Raw genomic sequence first — 21,021 nt, 5'->3', positions numbered from 1 at the left:
TCATGCTGGAATGAGCGCTAGTCGCTCTCATTCTTAGGCTGCTCGCGTTGATAACACGCGGAACTCACGACTTTTGTTGCGTTGTGTTCAGTGAAATGTTACAGATGTGATAAGAAAAATGTATTGAGTGGCTGTATTTGTGAGTGTTGTATATATTTCTTATGCTCAAGTCCCTGCGTGGTTATCGCTGCGCTGTCCTTTTATTTCTGGCTCAGCTCGTGTCAGCTGAGGCGGCGGTAGTCAACGCCACCTGGAACTCCGCCACGGACACGCCCGTGACTGCCAGCAGTTACACCGCCACAGGGAACACCCTCAATTTCACTCTCAATTTCGCGCCTCGGACTGGTGCCAACCTGACCGTGGTGAACAACACCGGCCTGCCCTTCATCAGCGGCACTTTCAGCAATCTGGTGGAGGGGCAGCTGGTAGAGCTCACTTATGCAGGCCAAGCGTACCATTTTCTGGCCAGCTACTATGGTGGCAGCGGCAATGATCTGGTGCTGCAGTGGGCGGACACACGAGCCTGCGCCTGGGGCGCCAACTCGTACCAACAGCTCGGCACTCAGTCGAGTTCTACGGGAATGGTGCCGCTGGTTATGACGGGCGCGCTCAGTCAGCGGAGCATCCGCATGCTGGCTGCTGGAGCGCGCCACAGCCTGGCGCTCTGCTGGGACGGCACCCTCGCAGCATGGGGGGACAACAGCAGCGGACAGCTGGGGCTGCACTACACCACGAGCAGCACCGCCACCACGCCCGTGGCAGTGAATGTGTCAGATGCCAGCTCTGCTTTGTATGGCAAAACAGTTGTGGCTGTGGCTGCTGGAGACAGTCACAGTCTCGCGCTGTGTTCAGACGGCACGGTGGTGGCCTGGGGTGGCAACGCTGATGGGCAGCTCGGAATTGATCTGGCTACGACGCAGAGCGACATCCCCATTGCTGTGAACTCCTCCAGTGGTGTCTCGGACCTGTCGGGCAGGAGTGTAGTCGCCATTGCGGCTGGGGCCAGTTACAGCCTGGCACTTTGCACGGATGGCACGGTGGTTGGCTGGGGAGACAACAGTGTCGGACAGCTCGGCAACCTCACCTTCGGCTTGTGCCCTATGCCTGTGGCGGTCAGTGCTGCCAGTGGTGTCTCCGCATTGAATGGTAAAAGTGTGATCTCCTTGGCTGCAGGAAGCGGCCACAGCCTTGCTCTGTGCTCCGACGGCACAGTGGTCGCCTGGGGAAGCAACGCCAATGGGCAGCTCGGATTCTCTACCACTGCCTCTGGCTCAAGCCTGCCGGTGGCTGTGAGCACTGCTCAGGGATCTTCCGCGCTTTATGGCAAAACCGTGGTGGCGGTAAGTGCTGGTTATGCGCACAGTCTGGCTTTGTGTTCAGACGGCACTGTGACTGCTTGGGGGGCGAATGATTCTGGACAGCTTGGAGACAACTCCGGCAATCCCAGAAACCCCGCCGGAGTTGCGCAATCCCTGCCAGTTTTGGTCAATACAAGCAGTGGTACTTCCGCACTTTATGGGAAAACCGTAACGAGTGTGACCGCAGGGTTCTATCATAGCTTGGCATGCTGCTCAGACGGTACCCTGGCCGTATGGGGCTCAAACACGCACAATGAAATTGGTTTAAACGTCGGCGCCGGCGTCAAATACCCGGTCAAGGCTGCAGGGGCATCCATTCGGAGTTATGAATTGTGCGCGTCGGTCTTCGCTGGACCGAGTGCTCTGCACAGTCTAGCGCTGGTGGCCACGCCCCCCATCACGATCACCCCCGATGCTCCAATTGTGCCCACCAGCAGTACGGTCTTTTTGGGTGGATATATCTATACAGGCCAGTTTGCCAGCATCGCTTTGAGCACCTCCCTCGACTATGGTCTTACCTCCGCCTATGGCATGCGCATTTCAGGCTTGTCATTCATTCCTGGAGGCACTCACTTTAGCATTTTTCCTAGTGGGTTTACCCCTGGCACCACCTACCATTATCGCATCAACGGAGGTTCATACAGCAGTCCTGACCTCACCTTCACCACCCTGACTCTGCAACAGGAATGGAGGCAGCAAAATTTCAGCACTTCAGCGAACACCGGCAACGCCGCAGACACAGCCGACTATGATGGAGATGGCATCCCCAATCTGCTCGAGTATGCCCTCAATCTCAATCCTAAAACTGTCAGCAGGTTGCCGGTGGGGGCGCTAGTTAATGGCGCTAATTTTGAATACACCTACACCCGCAGCACCTCAGCGGTGAATGCGGGCACTGCATACACGGTGGAGTGGAGCCCTTCTTTGTCCGCAGGATCATGGAGCAGTGCAGGTGTCGCCCAAACAGTGCTCAGCGATGATGGCACCACGCAGCAGGTGAAGGCGGTCATTCCCATGAGCGCGGCCAATTCGATGTTTGTGCATCTGTCTGTGACCGCGCCGCCTTGAAGAGCCACTGAAGCAGGGGCGACTCAATAAATCATCGCATTGTCCGGCGCGGTGGTTTCTTCAACCTTGGTGGTTTCGATGATGGGGACGGTCTGGTTGCCTTCCTTTTTGTAGTTCATCTTGCCCACCACTTTGACCCAGGTCATGTCTTTAAACTCGGGGGCTTTCTTGCCGAAATCGACAGGCACGGAGTAGGGCCGGGCGTCGGCGGCGCAGCACTGCACCAGCATGCGGAAGATGCGCATGCGGTGGCCGTCGGCGTTGTTCACCTTTTCAGGCAGGATCTGCGCCACGGTCTCGACCATCTGGCCAGTCAGGACCTTCTGTACTTCCAGGTCGCCGCCAGTGTAGTAGAGCTCGGGCACTTCGAGGATAAAGTTGCCCTCCTTGCTCTGCGGCACCTGCTTCTTGAGGTCTTCCAGGGTGAAGGTGCCGTAGCTCTTGGAGGCCTGTGCCGGGGCAGGGATGTTCTTGGGCGGTGTCTTGGTTTCTTCGGCAGCGGCAGAGGCTGCAGCGACTCCCGGAGGAGGCGTGCTGGCTGGCTTGGTGGTGGCAGCGGGTGGCAGGTCCGAAGCCTTGGGCGCTGTGGCGGCGATGGTGTCAGTCGCAGGCTGAGCTGCCGTCTTGGATTTGTTCTGCAGGGAGAACTGGTCGGCGCGGGAGGTGTCCTTGTAGTTCGGATCGTACAGGCCCTTGTTTACGATGGCGTTCTGGCTGTAGCGGTCCGGGGTGGAAAGAGCAGCCCAGGAGAGCGGGGCGGCCAGGATCAGCAGCACCACGATGCGGCCCGGCCAGGAGCTCTCTTCCAGAATGCCGTGCGCATGGCCTTCATGTCCGTGATTATGCCCGCAGCAGCCGTGTTCGTTCTTGTGCTCGTGTCCATGGTCATGGCCTCCGCAGCAACCATGCTCGTGTTTGTGTCCGTGATCATGGTCGCAGGCGGCCTGCTTGTGCTCGTGATCATGGCCACCGCAGCAGCCGTCCTTGTGCGCGTGATCGTGGGCATGATCATGGTCGTGGCCGCAGCACTCCTTGTGGTCGTGGTCATGCTCATCATGGGAGTGGCCGTGGTCGTGGCCCTCGCAGCCCACGTCTTCAGCTCCCATGGTCAGCAGATTGAAGAGGCCCAGCACACAGAGGCCGATGCCTGAGATGAGCACCATCGGGCGGAAGATGCCGTCCGGTGGCAGGTAGTTGCTCAGACGACCGCTGATGTAAAAGTACAGCAGCACTCCGCCCCACAGCAGGAGCATGGCGACGCTGAGAAGGTGAACGAGGGTGCGGGTGGCACTCATGGCAGGATTAAGGTTTGGTGTGAAGGAGTTGGATCAGGCCCATCCAAGGGCTGCTGAGAAGGCCGATCAGCACAAACAGCCCCACCAGCAGATATACGACCACTTTCCGCTGGAAGACGCCGGAGTACATGAAGAGGAGCTTGATGTCCATCATCGGGCCGAAGACGAGGAAAGCCAGCTTGGCGGCCATGGAGAAGGCGGTCATCGGCGCGGCGATGAAGGCGTCCGAGGTGCTGCAGAGGGAGAGCACGATGGCCAGTCCCATGAGGGACGGAATGGCCAGCCAGTCATTGCCCGCCACGGTGTTCAGCAGAGACTGGTTGATCTGCGTGTTGAAGGCGGAGGTGATGACTACGCCGATGGCGAAATACATCGCTGTATCGAGGAAGTCGCGCATGGAGCTGCGCATGGCGTGCACCAGCTTGCCATTGAAGCCGGCGGCCGGGGCGTGCGTGTGGCCGTGGTCATGGGCGTCTTCAGCCCCGGCGTTTTCGATCTTGTTGGCAATGCTGTGTCGCAGCACCTGGCCCGGCTTGAAGCGCAGCACCACCAGACCCACGATCACCGCCACCAGGTAGCCCAGCGAGAGGCGCGCGATCGTCATGGTGGCATTTCCCGCTGTGGAGAGGCCCAGGCCCTGGAATTCCTTGAAGGCCGTCATCGTGCTGATCGCCACGATGGGGTTCATGATCGGGGCGGAGAGCATGTAGGTGACAGCGCAGGAGAGCGGCAGCCCCTTCTGCACCAGACGGCGGATCACCGGTACCACCGCACACTCGCACACCGGAAAGACGAGCCCGAGGAAGCCGGCGATCAGGGTGGACAGCAGCTTGCTCTTGGGCAGCACGCGGTCCAGCAGCTTGGCGGGCAGGAAGGCGTCGATGATTCCGGAAAAGACCGTGCCGATGAGGATGTACGGAGCTCCTTCAAAGACAATGCTCAGGAAAGCCATGAGGACGTCCCCCATGCGGCTGGGTGCGGGCAGTTCGGCTAGAAAAATCATGAAGTTGGGATGAACCCTTTTAAACGCTCCGTAAAGGCGGGTTCAAGCGGGAAAGAAGGGCGAAATAGTGGATTCTTGGCTGGGGGATGGCTTCTCGCTGAAGTCAATAGGTCGTCAAAAGATCAAGAAATTCCGTCGAAGCACAATCGTCCTCGATCACTACGCTGCCGTGCCTGCCCTGCGCAAAAAACAAGGTCACTAAACACCGAATGAGATTGTCTCTCAGCATCACTTCTGGTGAAATCGCCCCTATGAACGAAGAGCCGAAAGAGCAGTGGGGGTGCATGCAGTGGGGTATGCTTGTTGCATGTTTGCTATTTTCGGCCTGGGTGGTTCTGCCTGCGTTCACACGAGTTTCATCTCGGGGCGACTCAATGATCGGCATGAACAAGTGCAAGCAGATCATTCTGAGCTTAAAGCAGTACTCGAAAGATCACGACTCTGCCTTTCCAGACCATGGGAAGGTGGCGGTTCACTCATCAAATGAGGTCTTTCGTGAGCTTTTTAAAGAGGGCATTGTGACGGACGAGCGCATCTTCGGTTGCCCCCAGAGCATTTTTAATCCGGACAACGTCATCGGAGATCCACCAGGATTCGAAAAGGCGCTCCAGCCAGGAGAATGCCACTGGATGCTTCTCAAGGGGCAAAGTGACGTGTCACACCCCGAAACGCCGCTTGTGATCGAAAAAAGCCTCAACTCATCATGGCCGCCCCGATGGGAGGTGACAAGTGGCTCTTCTTTATGGATGAGGTCTGAGAGAGTTGCCAAAAAAGGCTGCTCGTGGCCAGGAGGCAGGATTCTCATCGGTCGCGTAGATGGCTCTGTATCGATGGAAAAACTGCGCCCGGACGGCACCATCGACTGGCATGCCTACGGCACACCCGGCCCCGACGGCAAACGCTGGATCGACACCCTGACTCCGGAGCAGCTTTCCAAGCTCTCCTACTGGGACATCGAGGAAAAGTAGCCCCGCACTGTGCCTGCCTTGCGCATCCTTGGGCGGGATTTGCTATGGCCTATGATGGAGGAATGCCTGTGCGTTGATGGGGTAACGCGCACCTCAACTCCAACTCGACTCCATCCATGAAATCGCTTCTTGCCCCTCTGCTGCTGACCCTGGCCATGACCGCCACCGTGTTTGCCGCCTGGCCCATCAATGATGAGTGCCCGGTGGACCACAAGGCCTCCCGCCCAATCTACCGTGTGAAGACCGAAGAGGGCTTTGTCTCTTTCTGCTGCACCGAGTGCATGCAGAAGTTTGCCAAGTCTCCGAATTCCTACCCGGTGAAGAAGAAGGATTCGCCGAAATAACGATGATTCATCCGCCTGACGCTGAGGCTGCGCACTGGTCTGGCATGGACAACAGACCAGTAGCACAGCCTTGAGTAGGCAGGCATGAGCCGTGCATGATACGGCTCATGTCTTCCCCACATCCTTTTGATCTCAAGGGACGCTCAATCTGGGTCTTTGGCGGCGCCGGTTATCTCGGCGCGGCGGTCGTGGCCCAGCTCGCGGAAATGCAGGCCCGCGTGCTCTGCGTGGATTTGCCAGGACGGGCGGAGGAAATGCTGGCTGCCAAAAGCTTGCAGACGCAGGTGGAGGCAGCCTCCTTGGATGCGGCAGACATCGCCGCCGTTGAGGCCTTTGTGGACTCGCGCATCGCCGCCCACGGCGTGCCGCAGGGCCTGGTAGTCATGACTTATGCCTCGACGGCCAAGCGCTTTGACGATCTGACTGCGGCGGACTTTGACATGGCCAATCACGGCAACCTTACCGCCACCTTTACGCTGGCACGTGCTGTGGGGCGGCACATGGCGGAGCAGGGCAGGGGAAGTGTGGTGCTCTTTTCCAGCATGTATGGCAGCGTGTCACCAGACCCCTCGGTGTATGCCGCTCCGATGAATCCCAACCCCGTTGAGTACGGCGTGGGAAAGGCGGGCGTGCAGCAGCTCGCGCGCTACCTCGCCGTCCACTGGGGCCGTCAGGGCATCCGATGCAACAGCATTTCTCCCGGCCCTTTTCCCAATCCCTCCATCCAGGTGCAGCAGCCGGACTTCGTGCAGCGCCTCGCTCAAAAAGTGCCGCTGGGCCGTGTGGGGCAGGCGGAGGAGATCGCCGGTGCCGTGACCTTTCTCCTCAGCGATGCCTCCTCATTCATCACCGGTCAAAATTTGGCCGTGGATGGCGGCTGGACCTCTTGGTGAGATCACAGCGTCTCGCCGCGAATCATCTTCGGCATCAGTCGTATGGCTTTGGGCGGCAGGCCACCGGTCTCTGCCAGCTGGCGAGCAGCCTTGCATACGTTGCGGGCAAACTGGCCGCTGCCAGGGGCGTAGCGCGTCACGCTGGGTACCACATGCTGCATGAAGGTTTCGTCATCCCGGGAGATCACTGCGATGTCCTGCGGGATGCGCTTGCCGCGCTGCATCAGAAACATCATCACCGTCAGCACATGGATGGCGCGCGCCACCACAAAGGCCGTGGGCGGGCGGGCGGAGCGCAGCGCCTTGTCCAGCAGCGCGCAGATGTTGGCGGCGGTGCCGTCATGCAGGATGACCTGTGGTGGCGGCGCATGGCTCGCGGCCAGGGCCTCGCGCAGCCCCTGCTCGCTCTGCAGGTCGCCACCGTAGTCACCGCTGGGCCGCAGGAGGACGATGTGCCGGTGCCCTTTGGCGCACAGCATGCCGCCCGCATGGCGGCAGAGTGCGCGGTAGTCGGTGTCGATGGACGGCAGGCTCACCCCCGGTGCGCACGATCCCACCACCAGGCTGGGCAGCTGATGCCGCACAAACCAGCTCTGCACCGGCTCCAGCGCGCCAAAGATCAGCCACGCTGCTGCGGGAGATCGCGTGGTCAGCGCCTCCAGCGCGCGGGCGGGCTTGGAGGAAAAGCACGCGGTGCTCACATGAATCTCGAAGCTGAAGCCCACGCGGGAGAGCTGGTCACGCAGCTCATCCACCATCACCACCGTGGACTGCGACATCTCCTGCAGCGGGCGCGGGGAGATGAGCGCGATGACGTGCGAGTGAGACGTCTTCGTTTTTCCCGTGGCGGTCTTGATGCGCCGCCGCTGCCGGTCCGCCACCTCCAGCGTGCCTTCCCGCTGCAGCATCTGCAGCGCCGCACGCAGCGTGTGGCGGCTTACCTGCAGGCGTGCGCACAGCTCGCGCTCTCCGGGCAGGTGCCCCTGCCAGTGTCCGGCCAGCATGGACTCCCGCAGGCTCTGCGCCGTCTGCGTCACGAGGGAGACGCGCTGCGGCAGGCGCGGGCTGGATGAAGCGTCGGTTTGCATCTGGTTTGGACAACAGACCAGAAACGCAGCCTTGTGGCAAATCGTTTCAACCGCCTGTTTTCACCTCATGGCCGACACCGCAAAAGCACGCCCCCTGTCTCACAGCGACCTGCTTCAGCTCAAGCGCTGGAACACCCCCACCATCTACAACGGCTGGGAGCAGATCACCCGGCGCGATGCCGGAGCCGACGCCTTCAACATCGAGGAAACCCACGACTTCATGCCGCAGATGGGCCCCATGGTGGGCTACGCCGTCACCCTCGTCATCGAGCCCTCGAATGCAGCCCACCGCACCGCCAATCCAAATGCGGGCGCGGAGTTTCGCCAGTACATCGCCAGCGTGCCCGGGCCCAAGATCATCGTCGTGCAGGATCTCGACAAGCCGCGTGTGCTTGGCTCCACCTGGGGCGAGGTCAGCGCCAACATGTTCCGCGCGCTCGGCTGCGTGGGCACCATCACAGACGGAGCCATCCGCGATCTAGATGAAATGACCAGCGCCGGGTTCAAGGCGCTCGCCCGCCGCCTCTGCGTGGGCCACGCGCACGTCCACCCCGTGCGCTGGGGCTGCGAGGTCGAGGTCTTTGGCCGCACCGTCAAGCCGGACGATCTCATCCATGCCGACAAGCACGGCTTCCTCGTCATTCCTCCCGAGGAGCAGCCTGGCCTGCTGGAGGCCGCGCGCTTCATGGATGAAAACGAATGCACCACGGTCATTCCAGCGGCGCGCAGTTGCGAAGGTCTCAGCACCGCGCAGGCGCTCGCCGGTCTGGAGCAGTCCATCGCCCAGTTCGGCCGCAATCTCAAAGCCCGCTTCTCTCGCCAGGGCGAGTGGTAGCCGCCTGCCTTTTTCATTTCACCAATCACACTTCCATGAAACGCCTCCTCCTCTTCCTGACTGCCGCTCTTCTGGCGCATGCGGACAGCACCATCACGCTCAATCTCGATCCCACCAAGGACAACCCGCGCAATTCGGAAGGCTCCTTCGCCACGCTCGCCTCCGGCCGCATCATCTTCTGCTACTCGCACTTCTACGGCGGCGCTGGAGACGAGAGCCCCGCGCGCATCGTGCGCATTCATTCAGACGACCAGGGCCGCACCTGGAGCCAGCCTGTGACCGTGGTGGAAAACACTGGCGGCGACAACGTGATGAGCGTCTCTCTTCTGCGCCTCGCCAGCGGCAAGCTGGCCATGTTTTACTGCATCAAAAATAGCTGGATCGACTGCCGCCCGCACATGCGCATCTCCACCGATGAAGGCGAGACCTGGAGCCAGCCAAAGCTCGTGCTGCAGGCGCCGGGTTATTTCGTGATGAACAACGACCGCGTCATCCAGACCAGCAAGGGCCGCATCGTCATCCCGCTCGCCTTTCACCGCTCACGCGGCACCGACCCCGAGAGCAGCAAATCCTGGGACGCACGCGCCATCGCCATGTGGATCTATTCCGATGATGAAGGAGCCACCTGGACGGAGTCCTCAAGCTGGTGGGCCATGGCCGTGCGCAGCGGCAGCGGCCTGCAGGAGCCCGGTGTGGTGGAGCTGGCAGACGGCGGCCTCTTCTCCTGGTGCCGCACAGATCAGGGCGCGCAGTACGGCTTCTACTCCACCGATGCGGGCAAGACCTTCTCTCCGCCCGTGCCCACCGAGATGAAATCTCCCAACGGCCCCGCCAGCATCAAGCGTCTGCCAGGAAGCAGCGATCTCCTCGCCATCTACAACGACCACTCCGGCATGTTCCCGTTCCCGCCCAAGAAGCGCAATCCCTACGTCGCCGCCATCTCCACCGACGGCGGCAAGACCTGGCCCAAACGCAAGCTTATCGAGAGCGATCCCGACGGTCTCTACCACTACACCGCCATCCACTTCGTGGGCGATGCCATGCTCATCGGCTACTGCGCTGGCGACAGCAAGGTGGGCGCTCTCAACCGCCTGCGAATTCGCCGCATCACGCTCGACTGGCTCAAGCAGCCCTGATGATCCCATGCGCACGCTCCTTCTTCTCCTCTGCGTTTGCTCACACCTGCTGGCGGAAGCACCGCTGAAAACAGCCGCACTCCTCGCCGCAGGGCAGGATCCTGTGCGCATCGTCTGCATCGGCGACAGCATCACCGGTGTCTATTATCACAGCGGCGGTCGCCGGGCCTATCCCGAGATGCTCCAGATCGCACTGCAGCAGCTCCACCCGCAGGCAAAGCTCAGCGTGCACAATGCGGGCATCAGCGGAGACACCACCACCGGCGGCCTCAAGCGTCTCGACCGCGATGTCCTCTCCCGCAAGCCTCACCTCGTGACGATCATGTTTGGCATGAACGATCTCGTGGGCACGCCGGTGGATGTCTTTAAAAAGAACCTGCGCGAGATGATCGCACGCTGCCGCGCGGCCGGTGCCGAGGTGCTTCTCTGCACGCAGAATTCCGTCGTCGAGACTCCGCAGCGCCCGTGCGCGCGCCTCGCCGAATTCACCCAGGCCATCCGCGATGTGGCCAAGGACGAGGCGCTGCCCGTGGCCGACTGCTTCGCCGCATTCGAGGCCGTGCACGCCGCCGATGCCGCCGAATGGAATCTGCTCCTCAGTGACACGATTCATCCCAACATGGCCGGTCACAAGCTCTTCGCCGAAACGCTCGCGCAGGCCATCACCGGGCAGACGGTTTCACTTCGCAAAATCGGGCCGCCCGCGCCGGTGCTGCCGCATGTCTTTGCCCGCATCAAGGCCGCGCAGCCGGTGCGGGTTCTCGCCATGCCGCCGTATGATGAGATCATCGCGAATGCGCTGAAGGAGCTGACTCCGGGCGTGGAGGTCAGTGTCACCTCCTGGCCCGTCGCAGGCCAGTCACTCGCGCAACTGGAGGCTTCGGCGCGCAAGGTGCGCAGCATGACGCAGGATCTCGTGATCATCGCCGTGCCCGCTGATCTTCCGTTGAAGGATCAGGCGCAGTTTCACCACGATTATTCATGGATCATGAACTGGTCGCTCAGCTTTGGCCCGCAGCAGTGGGATGTGGTGGTGGCTCTGCCCTCGGTCGCAAAGCCCGCGCTCACCCCGGAGGAAAGCCGCCATGAGGCCTTCGCCCGTCGCCTCATCCAGGCCCAGGATCTTTCCATGATCGCACGCCGCTCCGGCGATCATTCTCTGCCGTTCAAAATCCTCTGCGACTGGCTCGCACACCATCAACCCTGATCCCTTTCCTATGAGACGCTCCAAAGTCCTCGCTAAAATCCGCTCCGGCCAGGTGGCCCGCATCTGCTGCACCGGCTCGCCCATCGCCTTCTTCCCGGCCATCGCCGCTCACTTTCACTACGACGGCATCTGGCTGGACGCCGAGCACCGCGTCTGGGACCCGCGCGAAGCCGAGACCATGCTGGGCCGCCACCACGCGGCGGACATCGACTGCGTCTGGCGTGCGCAGACCAAGGAGAAAAACGGCCTTTACCGCCTCCTCGAAGACGGCGCCTCCGGCCTCATGATCCCTCACGTCGGCAGTGCGGACGAGGCGCGCGCCTTGGTCAATGCCATGAAGTTTCCACCGCTGGGAGATCGCGGCTTCTGCGGTGGCGGTCGCGATGCCAGCTACTGGATCGGCAAGCCCGACGATTACACCGACGCCGCCAACCGCGAGACCTTCCTCGTCGCGCAGATCGAAACCCCCGACGCGCTTGCGCAGGTGGATGAAATCGCCGCCGTGCCTGGTGTGGATGTCCTCTTCCTCGGCCCTGGCGACATGTCCCTGCGCCTCGGCTGCACACCTGCTGTGAGCGATCCCGTGATGATGGACGTGCAGAAAAAAATCGCCGCCGCATGCCGCAAGCATGGCAAGACCTGGGGCCGCCCGGTAGGCAGCGCAGCCGATGCCAAAACCATCATCGAGCTGGGCTCCCAGTTTGTCGTGCTCGGCAGCGAGTTCGGCGCGCTGCACGCCCACCTCAGCGACTGCGCCGCGCAGTTTGACAGCGTTCTTAGCGAGATCTCCGGCCACTCCGCCATTCCCGCAGGAAAGACTTACTGATGCCATGAAATGCCATCTTATGCTCCTCGCCCTGGCCGCCCCGCTGCTCTTTGCCGCCGAGCCGCCCAGGCCGCACCACGGCACCAAGCTCCTCGTGGTGAATGACGATGGCTTCAGCGCCTTCCACAGCGGCCGCTACAAGACGGCGGAGGATCTGAAAAACGCCATGCTGGCCTACAAGGACACCCAGGTGGCCGTGATGGAGTGGTGCATCATCGCGGGCAGCCGCGCCAACTACCCCAGCAAAGTTACGGAGCTGATCGGCGCTGGCATGACGGAGTTTCCCCGTCGTGGCGACAAGCTGGCGCATGAAACCCTCAAGCGCATGGCCGATGGCGGCGAGAACACGCTCAAGATCGTCGCGGACGCCTGCCACGAGGCCGGGCTGGCCTGCTATGCCTCCCTCCGCATGAACGGAGACTACCCGGAAAACATGTGGCAGGGCAGCTTTCCCAAATACGCCAACAGCACTTTCTGGTGGCAGCACCCGGAGCTGCGCATCATCGATGCCAAGGGCAAGACCGGCTACCGCTTCTCCTTCGCCTTTCCCGAGGTGCGCGAGTTCAAGCTGAGCATCCTCCGCGAGGCTGTGCAGCAGGACATCGACGGCATCAATCTCGACTTCCAGCGTCATCCCGTGTTCTTCGGCTTTGAGAAGCCCATGGCCGATGCCTTCAAGGCCAGATACGGTGTCGAAGCCGCCACCGTGGGCCAGGATGATCCGCGCTGGGTGCCGCTGCGCTACGAGGTCATGACGCAGTTTGTGCGCGAGGTGCGCCGGATTCTCGATGAAGCTGGCAAGGCCAAGAACAAGCACCTCGGCCTCTCCGTGCGCATCGACTGGCAGAAATACCCCACCTGGGGCTGCGACATCGCCACCTGGCTCAAGGAAGGCCTGCTCGACTACCTCGTGGTGGGTCAGTATGGCCTCGGTGGTTACGACTTTGACATCGCCCCCTTTGTGCAGATGGCCAAAGGCAGCGGCTGCGCGGTGCTCTTTGGTGAGGAAGCCATCACCAAAGGCCATGACCGCACCGCCGAGGAGGACCGCCTCATCGCCGCAGGCAAGCTCAAGCCGCCACCCAGCGAGCTTCTCACACGCGAGCAGTATGAGGCCCGCGCCGCCAAAGTGTACGCCGCAGGTGCGGACGGCCTGCATCTTTTCAATGAGACACGGAAAGAAATGTTCACCGGTCTCGGTGATGTAAAGACCGCCCATGCACGCTGAAGCGGTCTTCTCTCCTCACCATCCACTTCTCTCATGAAAGCCCTGCTCCTCCTCGCCTTGTTCCTTTCACCCCTCGGCCTCGGGCAGTCCGCACGCGCCGCCGAGCCTGTGCGCATCGCCACCTTTGACGTGGACGCCACGCCGCCGCTCGGCTCGGCCATGGCCTATGATCCGGTGAAGCGGGTGGATGAGCTGACTCTGCGCTGCCGTGGCATCGTCATTCTCGGCTCCGCGCAGCCCGTCGTGCTCTGCGCGGTGGACTGGATCGGCATCGCCAATGAAGGGCACGATGCCTTTCGCACCGCGCTCTCCGAGGCCGCAGGCACTGTGCCGGGCCGCGTGGCCGTGCATGCCTTGCATCAGCACGATGCCCCCGGCTGCGACTTCACGGCGGAGAAAATCATCCAGGAACTCGGCGTGCAGGGCTACACCCGTTTCGACGGCACCTTTCACCGTCAGGTCATCCAGCGCGCGGCAGATGCCATCCGCGCGGCATTGCCCAATGCCCAGCCCGTCTCTCATTATGGCTATGGCGAGGCCGTGGTGAAGGAGGTCGCCTCCAACCGCCGCGTGGAGCGCCTTGCCGATGGTCGCGTGGGCCGCATGCGCGGCAGTGCCTGCAAAATCGAAGGACTGATCTCCCTGCCGGAAGGTCTCATCGATCCCCTCGTCTCTGTGCTCAGCTTTTGGAATGGCGACAAGCCCGTGGCGGTGCTCACCAGCTACGCCTGCCATCCGCAGAGCTACTACCGCCTCGGCATTCCCAGCCCGGATTTCCCCGGCATCGCGCGCTTCATTCGCGGTCAGGATGTGAACGCCGCGCTGCATGTGCACTTCAATGGCGCAGGTGGAAACGTCGCCGCAGGCAAGTACAACGACGGCGCTCAGGCCAATCGCGTCATCCTCGCCACACGCCTCGCAGCAGGCATGCGCGAGGCCTACGACAAGACTGTGAAGCAGCCGCTCACCAGCGCGGAAATCGGCTGGGGCAGTGTGCCGGTGAAGCTGCCGCTCTCCCCACGCCTGAACGAGGAGGACCTCATCGCCAAGCTCAAATCCACCGCCGCCAAGGGCTACATCTCCTTTGCCGACCAGCTCGCCTTTGTGCGCCGCAGCAAGGCCGGTCATCAGATCGACATCACCTGCCTCCAGGTCGGAGACACGCGCATGCTTCATCTGCCCGGCGAGCTCTTTGTCGAATACCAGCTCGCCGCCAAGGCCTTGCGCCCGGACCTCCACGTCATGATGGCCGCCTACGGCGACTACGGCCCCGGCTACATCGGCACCGCTGCCGCCTATCCCGAGGGTGGCTACGAAACCGGTCCCACTTCCTCCAATGTCGCCCCCGAGGTCGAGCAGGTGCTCACCGGCGCCATGCAGCAGCTGCTTGGCAAAAAGCCGTGAGTCAGACAACCGAACACGCTTTTGAGACATGAAGGTCAGCAGCAAAATCCTCGGCGAATACGAACGCGATGGCGTGGTGCTGATTCATCAGTTTCTCAATGCCGCTGAGATTGCCGCCGTGCGTGCGGAGCTGGAGCGCTATATCCGAGATGACCTCGCAGCGCTGCCTGCAGATGCACGCACCTTTGAGAAGGACGAGAAGACCGTGCGCAATCTCTGGCGTCTGGAAAAGTACAGCACCTACTTCCGCCGTCTTGGCGAACGTGCTGATATCCTCACACTGGTGGCTCCGCTGGTGCATGGAGATCCGGTGCTGGTCGGAGTGGAGACTTTCAACAAGCCTGCGCGCATCGGTTCCGGAGTGCCCTATCACCAGGACAACGCCTACTTCTGCCAGAGCCCGCCGGACATGCTCACTGTATGGATCGCCATCGATTCGGTTACCCAGGCCAATGGCCCTGTCTTCTTTGTCAAAGGCTCACATCTCGGCGGCATGCTGCCCACCCGGCCCAGCGGCGTGCGCGGAAACAGCATCGGCATGGCGCATCCGTCCGATGTGCCGCTCAGCGAGCAGTTCTGCGCCCTCCTGGCCCCCGGAGACGCCACCATTCATCACTGCGAGACGATTCATCACTCTGCGCCAAACACCACAGAGCACTCACGCCTCGGGCTCCTGCTCGTCTATCGCGGCAGCCACACGCAGACCGATCCGCATCTCAAAACAGCCTACGCAACGGCTGTGGCCGCCACGCCTCCTGCATGAAGCACCTCCTTGCTCTTTTCTGCCTGCTCGCAGCGCTGGTGCCGCTCGGCGCTCAGGAAAGCTACGCGCCCATGCACCGGCTCACGTGGGATGAGTACGTGGGCACGCTGATCCACTGGCGGCAGATGTTCCCCAAACGCATGACGATGGAGTCCCGCGGCATGAGCGGGCAGACCATGCCCGTTTATCTCCTCAAGATCACCGACACCACCGTGCCCGCTGCGGACAAGCAGGTGTGCCTCATCACCACGCTGCATAGCGGCCCCGAGCGCACCGGCACCACCGGTGCCATGGCTTTTGCGGAGTGGTGTCTGAGCGATGATCCGCTCGCGGTGGAGACGCGAAAGAAGCAGATCATCCTCGTCATGCCCTGCGTGAATCCGCTGGCCATGTTTTACACCGACCGCTTTCGCAATGAGCATGGAGTGGACCCCTACACAGGCGGCGGCCGTCTCAGCAAGCTGTGGGATGTGAAGACCCTCACGCTCACCCGACCGGAGGATGCACCCGAGCTCACCGCAGTGCTTTCCGTCATCGATGAATACCAGCCCGATGTGCATGCCCATCTGCATGGCACCGGTCTTCAAGAATACGCGCCCGAGCAGCTCGGCGCACGCCGCTTGTATCACGGTCAGATAATGACGGAGGTCACCGGCGGTGCGTATTCCAACTACGCCCTGCGCCCCTGGGACTGGCGCGTGACGGAGGCGATGATCGAGGCCGGACGCGCAGCCGGATTCCCCTCGGATCGTTTTGAGGCCGATGCCCAGCGCACCTTCTGGGGCCCGGAGCTCGCCCCGCTCGGGCGCAAGCTCTGGCACGGCATGCCGCTCTTCTACTCCGCGCACTACGGCTACGCCAAATACCACACCATGCTGCTCACGCAGGAGGTGGCCTGGGAGCAGAGCCTCGTGGCCCGCATGCAGGGCCTCATGCGCATCGGCAATGGCGTGTGGCTCGATGAGCGCACTCCCGGTTATCCCGTGAACCGCATGCGCCACTTCGTCGGCCACTACGTCACCGCCTATGGCAGCGCCGCTGCAGAGCGCCGCGCCAGCCGCGTGGAGCTGTGGAATCAGCAGAGCGACTTCGCCCTCGGCTTTCTCTATCCGCAGACCGTGGGCCGCGAGACCTTCGTCGTCGCCACCACCGCAGCCGCCAAGCACGCCATCGCCCTCAATGACTTCCGTCATCTGCTGGGAGATTCCGCCACCGAGATCGAGCGCTTCATCAAAGCAGGCCCCGAGCTCAAGATCGCCATGGAGCAGACTCCAGAGCAGCTTCTCGCCGCCACGACCGACGCCTCCTTCTCCCACGGCATCGGCTTCCGCCTGCGCCTGCCTTATCGCGAGCCCCGGCAGATCGAGGTCCGACTCAATGGCGCGGCATTGAAACAAGATGCCGCCGACGGCTACGAGAGCTGGCATGCCGATGGCTTCACCCAGGTGCAGGTAAACGTGCCACCACAGAAGCTGCCCGCGCATGGCCTTTACTTCATCACCTGCGCCTATACGCCCGACGAGCAGCGCCCCACTGGCTGGATGCCGCCTGCGGAGGTGCAGAAAAAGTACGCCACGGACAAGCTCGACGCCACACCCGCCACCTTCACCGATCTGCCCTACGGCTCCCACTTTCGCCAGAGCATGGACGTCTGGCTCACCGAATCCACCAAGCCCACCCCAGTCGTGTTTTACATCCACGGCGGCGGCTGGAATGCGCAGGACAAGACGGACATCCACCAGCACCTCGACGTCCGCGCCCTTCTCGATGCCGGCATCTCCGTCGCTTCGATCAACTACCGCTTCCTCGCCGATGCCAATGCCGCCAAAGTCACGCCGCCGCTCCAGTGGCCTCTGCAGGATGCCGCGCGTGCCTTGCAGTTTCTCCGCTCCAAGGCGGACGAATGGCATCTCGACAAAACACGCATCGCCGCCAGCGGTGTGAGCGCAGGCGGCTGCTCCTCTCTCTGGCTGGCTATGCACGATGACATGGCCGAGCCGCAGAGCGCCGACCCCGTCGCACGTGAATCCACCCGTCTCCTCTTCACCGCCACCAAGGCACCGCAGGCCTCCTTCGATCCGCAGCAGCTTGTCGAATGGATCCCTAACAGCGAATACGGCGCGCACGCTTTTGGCTACCCGCTGTCAAAGTCACGCAAGGAAACATTCCCGCTCTTCCTCGCCGATCGTGAAAAGCACATCGCAGACATTCGCCGGTGGTCGCCCATCGCCCACGCCAGCGCAGACGATCCACCCGCTTTCGTTGTTTACACCAAAGACGACAAGCCTCCCGTCAAAGGCCAGCCGCAGACAGACCCGAGCCACAGCGTGCTGCATGCGCTCATGCTCCAGGCCACGCTGCAGCCTCTCGGCGTGTCATGCGAGGTTCACCATCCGCAGGATGGGAAGCCCGCCACCACTATGCAGGAACTCCTCGCGCAACATTTGAAACCCGCTCAACCATGAAACCACAGCTCCTTTTCTCCCTGCTGCTTGCCAGCTCTCTGCCTGCTGCCGACGCCCCCGTCCAGATTGGCAGCCGTCGCGAGCTGTTTGCGGACTCCTTCTTGATCGAGAGCTTCAGCGGCACGCACCTGCAGCTGCAAACTCCGCGCGATGAGGGCGTGGCCTTTAAGTTTGACCAGCCATGGGAGGGGCTCTTCAGCGGCTATGCCACGCTCGTCACACTCGGCGATGGCCGCCTGCGCGCCTACTACCGCGGCAAGGCCGTGGCCAACAAGGACGGCAGCGAGGAGGAGCTGACCTGCGTCGCGGAGTCCGCCGATGGACGCACCTGGACCAAGCCCGAACTCGGCATCTATGAGGTGATAGGCACTCGAAAAAACAACGTCGTGCTCATGAAGGCGCACACCGCCACGCACAATTTCAGCCCATTTCGCGACCAGCGCCCTGGCGTGCCGGAAGGCGAGCGCTTCAAGGCCTTCGGCGGCACCATGGAGGGCGGCGGCCTCACCGCGTGGAAATCTCCCGACGGCCTGCGCTGGGAAAAGCTCGCTCCCGAGCCAGTCATCACCAAGGCCATGGTACCCTACAAGTACATGTTCGATTCGCAGAACGTCCCTTTCTGGTCCGCAGCCGAGGGCAAATACGTCGCCTATTACCGCGTGTTTGAGGGCGGCATCCGCCGCATCGTTCGCAGCGAGAGCAGCGACTTCCGCACCTGGTCCGCGCCCGTGCTCATGGAGTATCGCCATCCTTCCATGCAGGCGCCCATTGAGCATCTCTACACCAATCAAACGCACCCCTACTTCCGCGCACCGCATCTGTATGTCTCCATCGCCGCGCGCTTCATGCCGGGCCGCCGCGTGCTCACTGATGAGCAGGCCGCCGCCATCAAGGTGAACCCCAATTATTTCAAGGACACCTCGGACGCCATCTTCATGACCACACGCCCCGTGGAGGGCACCGCGCATTCAGGCGTGTATGACCGCACCTTTTTGGAAGGCTTCATCCGGGGTGGCATCGGCGCACAAAACTGGGTCTCCCGTACCAATTATCCCGCCCTCAATGTCGTCCCCACCGGTCCGCATGAGATGTCTGTGTTTGTGAATCAGGACTATGCCCAGCCCACCGCGCACATGCGCCGCTACTCGCTGCGCACGGACGGCTTTGCCTCCCTGCATTGCAGCTACGCAGGCGGTCATGCCATCACCAAGCCGGTGGTCTTTGCCGGACGTGAGCTATCGCTGAATTTCTCCACTTCTGCTGCTGGCGGTGTGAAAGTGGGCTTTGAAGACGTCGATGGCAAACCCGTGCCCGGTTTCGGCCTTGAGGACTGTGTCATGCAGATCGGCAATGAACTCGACCGCAAGGTCGCATGGAAATCCGGCACCGATGTCAGCAAGCTCGCTGGAAAGCCGCTGCGCCTGCGCATCTCCATGAAAGATGCCGACGTCTTCTCCTTCCAGTTCATGCCGTGAAATGCTGCTTCCTCCTCCTCCTCCTCCTCCTCCTCGCGCTCACCGGGCTGGCGGGCGCTGCGGATTCCACGACCGCCATCTCCGGCATCTGGATGATGGGCCAGTCCTTGTGCGATGGCTCCGAGTCCCTGCCCATCGTCACCAGCGCGGACACCGGCTGGGGAAATCGAGCCTTTCAGCGCGGCGTGCGCACCTGGCTTGCATCAGATCATCCTGCCTCGCCCGATCAGCGGGCGCCAGAGTCATTCCAGCTCGTGCCGCTGCTCGCGCAGACGAATGGTGGCCTAGGCGAAACCATCGCCAATGGCATGGCCGACCACTGGAAGTCGCTGCGATTTGAAAACAACAAGACGCGGGCCGCTCAGTCAGCCTCCCGCTTCCTCGTCGCCTGCGCAGGGCAGGGGGGAAGGCAAATTAATGAGCTCTCCAGCGCCGACCTCTCCACCGACACACGCACGCCTGAGTCCCGCAGGCATGGCGGCGGCTACTACCGCACCAGTTTGGACGATGCACGCCGCGCCGTCGCACAGGCCAAAGCTGCGGGCTCGTCATTTCAAATCGCCGCGCTCTACTGGATGCAGGGGGAGGGAAACAGCGGCCCCACCGGCAGCATCGTCCCCACGCGTTGGGATGCCGAGCTGCCACGCGCGCAGGGCCTCGCCTGGTATCGCGATCAACTCATCGCTTATCGCAAGCAGTGGTCGGCTGACCTGTGCGCCATCACCGGACAGAAAACAGAACTCCCCCTCTTCACCTACCAGACCCTCGGCCCCGCAGGCGAGGCGCAGCTCATGGCCGCCGATGCCGATGCCAGCATCTGGCTTGTCGGCCCCCACTACGCCGTGCCCAGCGCCATCAACAGCCGCACCAAACCCGGCCGCCATGGCGCCCCCATCCATCTCTCCGCCGATGGCGAACGCTGGTGGGGCGAGCAGGTGGGCAAGGTCATGCACCGTGTGCTGGATCGCGGCGAGCGCTGGCAGCCGCTGCGCCCGCACAAGGCATCCTTGGAAGCCACCCGCGACACCATCCTCGTCAGCTTCAGCGTGCCCCGTCCTCCTCTGGTATTAGATACCACCTTCCTCCCTCGACAAGAAATCACCGCAAACGGCACCTTCACCTCGCTGGCCGGATTCCGCGTGCACGACAGCACCGGCGCTGCCGTTCCTCTCACCTCCATCGAAGTCGTCGCCCCCGCCCAGCTCCGCATCCGTCTGGCCGCACCCTTGTCCGCAGGCAAAACCTGCCGCCTCAGCTACGGCCACCCGTATGCAGGCGCGCTTGGCAAGGTGGCCTCAGTGCGTGCTGGCGAGCTCCTTCTTTCCAGCGGCATCACAGAATCCATCAAGCAGCTCATGAACGAAGGCGCCTTCCTCGCCACCACCACCTCCGACGCCGTCGCCCGCGTCCCGGTGCGCTCCGTGCGCGAAGAAAACGGAGCCGCCGTGCTGAGCTACGACCCCGCAGAACTCCGCGACGCCCGACCCTTCGAGCCCGGCCAGGACCTCGTGGCCATGCGCTCCTTCAGCTACGGCAACCTACGCGACTCCGACGACGAGCGCTCCGTCTTCACCTTCACCGACTCAGCTTACGGCACCCGCTCAGGCCAGCCCTATCCGCTGTGGAACTGGTGCGTGCTATTTTCGGATCTGCCTGCGGAGTGAT

Annotated in this window: 17 protein-coding genes; 14 read left to right on the top strand and 3 right to left on the bottom strand. The window is 62.2% G+C overall.

The genetic code is table 11. The features are described from left to right. Positions 1–161 precede the first annotated feature (161 nt). A complete protein-coding gene (locus HNQ65_RS03820; RefSeq protein WP_184338140.1) occupies positions 162–2,426 on the top strand; it encodes an RCC1 domain-containing protein in 2,265 nt (754 codons plus the stop codon). A gap of 23 nt (positions 2,427–2,449) precedes the next feature. Here HNQ65_RS03820 and HNQ65_RS03815 read toward each other — a convergent pair whose 3' ends face one another. Further along, positions 2,450–3,721 (bottom strand): TIGR03943 family putative permease subunit, encoded by a 1,272-nt coding sequence (locus HNQ65_RS03815; protein WP_184338139.1) that lies wholly within the window; start codon positions 3,719–3,721, stop codon positions 2,450–2,452. Between the two features lie 7 nt (positions 3,722–3,728). Next, complete coding sequence (locus tag HNQ65_RS03810) at positions 3,729–4,724, bottom strand: permease (protein WP_184338138.1); 996 nt, start codon at positions 4,722–4,724, stop codon at positions 3,729–3,731. 251 nt (positions 4,725–4,975) lie between these two features. On the opposite strand from HNQ65_RS03810, the gene HNQ65_RS03805 reads away from it, so the two are divergent. From HNQ65_RS03805 to HNQ65_RS03795, 3 genes are all read left to right on the top strand, one after another. After that, positions 4,976–5,692, top strand: a complete 717-nt coding sequence (locus HNQ65_RS03805) for a hypothetical protein (protein ID WP_184338137.1) — start codon at positions 4,976–4,978, stop codon at positions 5,690–5,692. A gap of 116 nt (positions 5,693–5,808) precedes the next feature. Continuing rightward, positions 5,809–6,036 carry a hypothetical protein gene (locus tag HNQ65_RS03800; RefSeq protein ID WP_184338136.1) on the top strand — a complete coding sequence of 76 codons (228 nt, stop codon included), beginning with the start codon at positions 5,809–5,811 and terminating at the stop codon, positions 6,034–6,036. 107 nt (positions 6,037–6,143) lie between these two features. Further along, positions 6,144–6,929, top strand: coding sequence for an SDR family oxidoreductase (locus HNQ65_RS03795; RefSeq protein WP_184338135.1), 786 nt, complete (start codon positions 6,144–6,146; stop codon positions 6,927–6,929). A 2-nt stretch (positions 6,930–6,931) separates the two neighbouring features. Here the strand turns inward: HNQ65_RS03795 and HNQ65_RS03790 are convergent, their stop codons facing one another. Next, positions 6,932–8,017 carry a GntR family transcriptional regulator gene (locus tag HNQ65_RS03790; protein WP_184338134.1) on the bottom strand — a complete coding sequence of 362 codons (1,086 nt, stop codon included), beginning with the start codon at positions 8,015–8,017 and terminating at the stop codon, positions 6,932–6,934. Positions 8,018–8,084: 67 nt separating this feature from the next. Here HNQ65_RS03790 and HNQ65_RS03785 point away from each other — a divergent pair, with 67 nt between their 5' ends. Genes HNQ65_RS03785 through HNQ65_RS03740 form a run of 10 tightly spaced genes read left to right on the top strand, consistent with a single transcriptional unit; the run spans position 8,085 to position 21,020 of the window. Next, the gene (locus tag HNQ65_RS03785; protein ID WP_184338133.1) at positions 8,085–8,852 is read left to right on the top strand and encodes an RraA family protein; all 768 of its coding nucleotides are present in this window, start codon (positions 8,085–8,087) and stop codon (positions 8,850–8,852) included. Positions 8,853–8,887: 35 nt separating this feature from the next. After that, on the top strand, positions 8,888–9,988 hold the full coding sequence (locus HNQ65_RS03780) for a sialidase family protein (protein WP_184338132.1): 1,101 nt from the start codon (positions 8,888–8,890) through the stop codon (positions 9,986–9,988). Between the two features lie 7 nt (positions 9,989–9,995). Further along, positions 9,996–11,195 (top strand): SGNH/GDSL hydrolase family protein, encoded by a 1,200-nt coding sequence (locus tag HNQ65_RS03775; RefSeq protein WP_184338131.1) that lies wholly within the window; start codon positions 9,996–9,998, stop codon positions 11,193–11,195. A 10-nt stretch (positions 11,196–11,205) separates the two neighbouring features. After that, positions 11,206–12,021, top strand: coding sequence for an HpcH/HpaI aldolase family protein (locus HNQ65_RS03770; RefSeq protein WP_184338130.1), 816 nt, complete (start codon positions 11,206–11,208; stop codon positions 12,019–12,021). 4 nt (positions 12,022–12,025) lie between these two features. Beyond that, positions 12,026–13,249 (top strand): family 10 glycosylhydrolase, encoded by a 1,224-nt coding sequence (locus tag HNQ65_RS03765; RefSeq protein ID WP_184338129.1) that lies wholly within the window; start codon positions 12,026–12,028, stop codon positions 13,247–13,249. 33 nt (positions 13,250–13,282) lie between these two features. Then, on the top strand, positions 13,283–14,653 hold the full coding sequence (locus HNQ65_RS03760) for a hypothetical protein (protein WP_246437546.1): 1,371 nt from the start codon (positions 13,283–13,285) through the stop codon (positions 14,651–14,653). A gap of 28 nt (positions 14,654–14,681) precedes the next feature. Next, complete coding sequence (locus HNQ65_RS03755; protein WP_184338128.1) at positions 14,682–15,416, top strand: phytanoyl-CoA dioxygenase family protein; 735 nt, start codon at positions 14,682–14,684, stop codon at positions 15,414–15,416. Further along, the gene (locus HNQ65_RS03750) at positions 15,413–17,881 is read left to right on the top strand and encodes an alpha/beta hydrolase fold domain-containing protein (RefSeq protein ID WP_184338127.1); all 2,469 of its coding nucleotides are present in this window, start codon (positions 15,413–15,415) and stop codon (positions 17,879–17,881) included. The genes HNQ65_RS03755 and HNQ65_RS03750 overlap by 4 nt, the downstream gene beginning before the upstream one ends. Next, a complete protein-coding gene (locus HNQ65_RS03745) occupies positions 17,878–19,356 on the top strand; it encodes a glycoside hydrolase family protein (RefSeq protein ID WP_184338126.1) in 1,479 nt (492 codons plus the stop codon). The genes HNQ65_RS03750 and HNQ65_RS03745 overlap by 4 nt, the downstream gene beginning before the upstream one ends. Beyond that, positions 19,353–21,020: a phosphate ABC transporter substrate-binding protein gene (locus HNQ65_RS03740; RefSeq protein WP_343076546.1), complete on the top strand. Its 1,668-nt coding sequence runs from the start codon at positions 19,353–19,355 to the stop codon at positions 21,018–21,020. Before HNQ65_RS03745 ends, HNQ65_RS03740 begins: the two co-directional genes overlap by 4 nt. The last annotated feature ends 1 nt before the right edge of the window (position 21,021 follow it).

This window comes from Prosthecobacter vanneervenii (genome assembly GCF_014203095.1).
Taxonomy (GTDB): Bacteria; Verrucomicrobiota; Verrucomicrobiia; order Verrucomicrobiales; family Verrucomicrobiaceae; genus Prosthecobacter; species Prosthecobacter vanneervenii.
This window is presented reverse-complemented; position numbering and strand designations above follow the sequence as displayed.

Coding starts and splice junctions, on each gene's coding strand:
- HNQ65_RS03805 (WP_184338137.1), top strand. CDS start 4,976: ATGAACGAAGAGCCGAAAGAGCAGTGGGGGTGCATGCAGTGGGGTATG.
- HNQ65_RS03755 (WP_184338128.1), top strand. CDS start 14,682: ATGAAGGTCAGCAGCAAAATCCTCGGCGAATACGAACGCGATGGCGTG.
- HNQ65_RS03785 (WP_184338133.1), top strand. CDS start 8,085: ATGGCCGACACCGCAAAAGCACGCCCCCTGTCTCACAGCGACCTGCTT.
- HNQ65_RS03765 (WP_184338129.1), top strand. CDS start 12,026: ATGAAATGCCATCTTATGCTCCTCGCCCTGGCCGCCCCGCTGCTCTTT.
- HNQ65_RS03790 (WP_184338134.1), bottom strand. CDS start 8,017: ATGCAAACCGACGCTTCATCCAGCCCGCGCCTGCCGCAGCGCGTCTCC.
- HNQ65_RS03745 (WP_184338126.1), top strand. CDS start 17,878: ATGAAACCACAGCTCCTTTTCTCCCTGCTGCTTGCCAGCTCTCTGCCT.
- HNQ65_RS03815 (WP_184338139.1), bottom strand. CDS start 3,721: ATGAGTGCCACCCGCACCCTCGTTCACCTTCTCAGCGTCGCCATGCTC.
- HNQ65_RS03750 (WP_184338127.1), top strand. CDS start 15,413: ATGAAGCACCTCCTTGCTCTTTTCTGCCTGCTCGCAGCGCTGGTGCCG.
- HNQ65_RS03780 (WP_184338132.1), top strand. CDS start 8,888: ATGAAACGCCTCCTCCTCTTCCTGACTGCCGCTCTTCTGGCGCATGCG.
- HNQ65_RS03820 (WP_184338140.1), top strand. CDS start 162: ATGCTCAAGTCCCTGCGTGGTTATCGCTGCGCTGTCCTTTTATTTCTG.
- HNQ65_RS03760 (WP_246437546.1), top strand. CDS start 13,283: ATGAAAGCCCTGCTCCTCCTCGCCTTGTTCCTTTCACCCCTCGGCCTC.
- HNQ65_RS03795 (WP_184338135.1), top strand. CDS start 6,144: ATGTCTTCCCCACATCCTTTTGATCTCAAGGGACGCTCAATCTGGGTC.
- HNQ65_RS03770 (WP_184338130.1), top strand. CDS start 11,206: ATGAGACGCTCCAAAGTCCTCGCTAAAATCCGCTCCGGCCAGGTGGCC.
- HNQ65_RS03775 (WP_184338131.1), top strand. CDS start 9,996: ATGCGCACGCTCCTTCTTCTCCTCTGCGTTTGCTCACACCTGCTGGCG.
- HNQ65_RS03810 (WP_184338138.1), bottom strand. CDS start 4,724: ATGATTTTTCTAGCCGAACTGCCCGCACCCAGCCGCATGGGGGACGTC.
- HNQ65_RS03800 (WP_184338136.1), top strand. CDS start 5,809: ATGAAATCGCTTCTTGCCCCTCTGCTGCTGACCCTGGCCATGACCGCC.